General features: G+C 56.5%; 4 protein-coding genes and 1 tRNA gene. 4 read left to right on the top strand and 1 reads right to left on the bottom strand.

All coding sequences use genetic code 11. The features are described 5' to 3' along the window. Nucleotides 1–334 (bottom strand): twin-arginine translocation signal domain-containing protein (locus Q7U76_06585; GenBank protein MDO8356039.1); only part of this gene is annotated, 334 nt, incomplete at its 3' end. A gap of 552 nt (nt 335–886) precedes the next feature. On the opposite strand from Q7U76_06585, the gene Q7U76_06580 reads away from it, so the two are divergent. The 4 genes from Q7U76_06580 to Q7U76_06565 all read left to right on the top strand — a co-directional run bounded on the left by Q7U76_06580 (nt 887) and on the right by Q7U76_06565 (nt 2,312). Next, a complete protein-coding gene (locus tag Q7U76_06580) occupies nt 887–1,126 on the top strand; it encodes a helix-turn-helix domain-containing protein (protein ID MDO8356038.1) in 240 nt (79 codons plus the stop codon). Continuing rightward, nucleotides 1,120–1,569, top strand: a complete 450-nt coding sequence (locus Q7U76_06575; protein MDO8356037.1) for a hypothetical protein — start codon at nt 1,120–1,122, stop codon at nt 1,567–1,569. Before Q7U76_06580 ends, Q7U76_06575 begins: the two co-directional genes overlap by 7 nt. Further along, entirely contained in the window at nt 1,521–1,898 is a 378-nt protein-coding gene (locus tag Q7U76_06570; GenBank protein ID MDO8356036.1) for a hypothetical protein, read from the top strand. The genes Q7U76_06575 and Q7U76_06570 overlap by 49 nt, the downstream gene beginning before the upstream one ends. 339 nt (nt 1,899–2,237) lie before the next feature. Then, a tRNA-Gly gene (locus Q7U76_06565) sits at nt 2,238–2,312 on the top strand. Nucleotides 2,313–2,318 lie beyond the last annotated feature (6 nt).

Genomic DNA, 2,318 nt, shown 5'->3' with positions numbered 1-2,318 from the left:
GGTTGTGCGCGAACGTCCCGCGGTTGCCGTAGAGATCTTCATAGGTCTGGTGGTCGTAGTTCTGCTCGACCCGCATGACAACGCCGTTCCGGACGAAGGCCCGGATGCGGCAGGCGTGCGTGTCGTTCGGCGAACAACACCAGGTAAACGACGAATCGTAGCGATACTGGTCGTGATAGACCCGCTCCCAGGACCGATCCGGATAGTCTCCTAACGGGTTCCCGACTTCGATGACCGGCTGGAGCGCGGTCAAGGCCAGGACTTTGTCTGCCACCGCCACTGCGGCGACCGTCCCCACGGAGACCTTTAAGAACTGCCTACGTGACAAAAACATGGGTAACACCTCCTAAGAGTTGAGAGCTTCAATAAGCCCACGCGACTTCATCGACGCACAGCGGAAATTTCAGACCACCTCCCTTCCTCAGAACGATGCAAGAAAGCAGAATAATCGAATAGTTTTCGACCGACTTATCAGCCGAACTTGTCGATTTATCATGAATGCCAAGCATCATAGGCTTTCTAAGTTCGCAATATTCGCACCAACTGCGGAAAACAATCCGTCTGAAGATAATCAATATAAGATATTGAAAAATATTATAAATGTTACATATCTTAAGCTGTTTAAATCGCGACTGATCTTCGCATGTGTGTACTTGCCGTATCACCTTATCCAAAACGAACTACGAAAATATATTAAGCGTCAATAAATCAATATCTTATGTAAATAAATCGAGCGTTACCTTTCGGTAGCACTTCCAAGTGATTGTAACGAAGGTAACGGAGAAGGAATGATGTTGTTCTGGTCGCTGTAGATAGCACATCATCTGTCCGCTTTTTGTAGCACATGAACTGTCCGGTTTAGGGTGCGTCCTCAAGGAGGACCACCATGACACGGGCGAGGGTACTACAGGAGGTGAGACAGATGCGGTTTGAAGAACTGTATGCACGGCGACAACGGCGGGACCTCACGATGGCGGAGGCGGCCGAGATGCTGGGCGTCACGGAACGGACGTTTCGCCGCTGGAGTGACCGCTATGACGCGGAAGGGGCCGAGGGTTGCAGGATCGGCGGATCGGCCGGCCCTCGGCCCGTGCGGTGCCCGTGGATGAGGCGCTGCGCATGGTGACGCTGTATAAGACCCAGTACACGGGCTGGACCGTCAAGCATTTCCATGAGCGTTGGCACACCGAGCATGGCGGGACACGGTCCTATAGCTGGACGAAGAAGACGCTCCAGGCCGCGGGGCATGTGGCCCGGGCTCCCCGACGCGGGGCACATCGCAAGAAGCGGCCACGCAAATCGTTGCCTGGGATGATGCTCCACCAAGACGGCTCCACGCATGAATGGGTGCCCGGGTGTCAGTGGGATTTGATCGTGACGTTGGATGATGCGACTACGGAAATCTATTCGGCCTTCGTCGTCGAGGAAGAAGGGCCCCTGAGCAGCTTTCGCGGCCTGCGGGAGGTTATGGCGGCGAAGGGGCTCTTCAGTTCCCTCTATACCGATCGGGGCTCCCACTATTGGCATACGGAGGCGGCGGCGGGGGGCGCGTCGACAAGATTCGGCTGACGCAGGTGCATCGCGCGTTGCAGCAAGTGGGGATCACGCTCATTTCCGCCTATTCGCCGGAAGCGCGGGGCCGGTCAGAACGCGTCTTTCGCACACTGCAAGACCGACTGCCCAAAGAGCCGGCGCTCGCGGGGATCACGGAGATGACGGCGGCCAACCAATATCTGACCACGCGGTTCCTTCCCGCCTACAACCAGCGTTTTGCGGTGCCCGCGCTAGAAGCCGGGGCGGCCTTTGTGCCGTGGATTGGGTCGAACCTCGCCGAGATTTGTGTGTCCACGAAGAGCGGATCGTGGCCAACGACAATACAGTGCGGTATCAGGGCCTGAGTCTGCAGATCCCACAGGACCCACACCGGTTTCATTATGTGAAGGTCATGGTGCGGGTGCACGAATATCCAGATGGGGCCTTGGCCGTGTTCCATGGGCCTCGGTGCCTGGCGCGATATAGTGCCGAGGGCGTGCTGCGGGAGGTCGCCTTGACGACACGGCCCCAGCACACGTCTCGCCGGGCGCGCCAATGACCACGTGAGAGAAAGAGAACACCGGACAGATCCATGTGCTACATCAACCGGACAAGTTAACTTGCTACCTACATTGTTGTTCTGGTCGCTTGACAGTCTCATTCCTACTCAGTAGAATCCCATCCCTTACACCGACTGTGATTGGGCGGGAATAGCTCAGTGGTAGAGCATCGCCTTGCCAAGGCGAGGGTCGCGAGTTCAAATCTCGTTTCCCGCTCCAATTTTA

Source organism: Nitrospirota bacterium (genome assembly GCA_030645475.1).
Lineage (GTDB): Bacteria > Nitrospirota > Nitrospiria > Nitrospirales > Nitrospiraceae > Palsa-1315.
The sequence above is the reverse complement of the archived record's forward strand: the minus strand, read 5'-3'. Positions and strand labels throughout refer to the sequence as shown.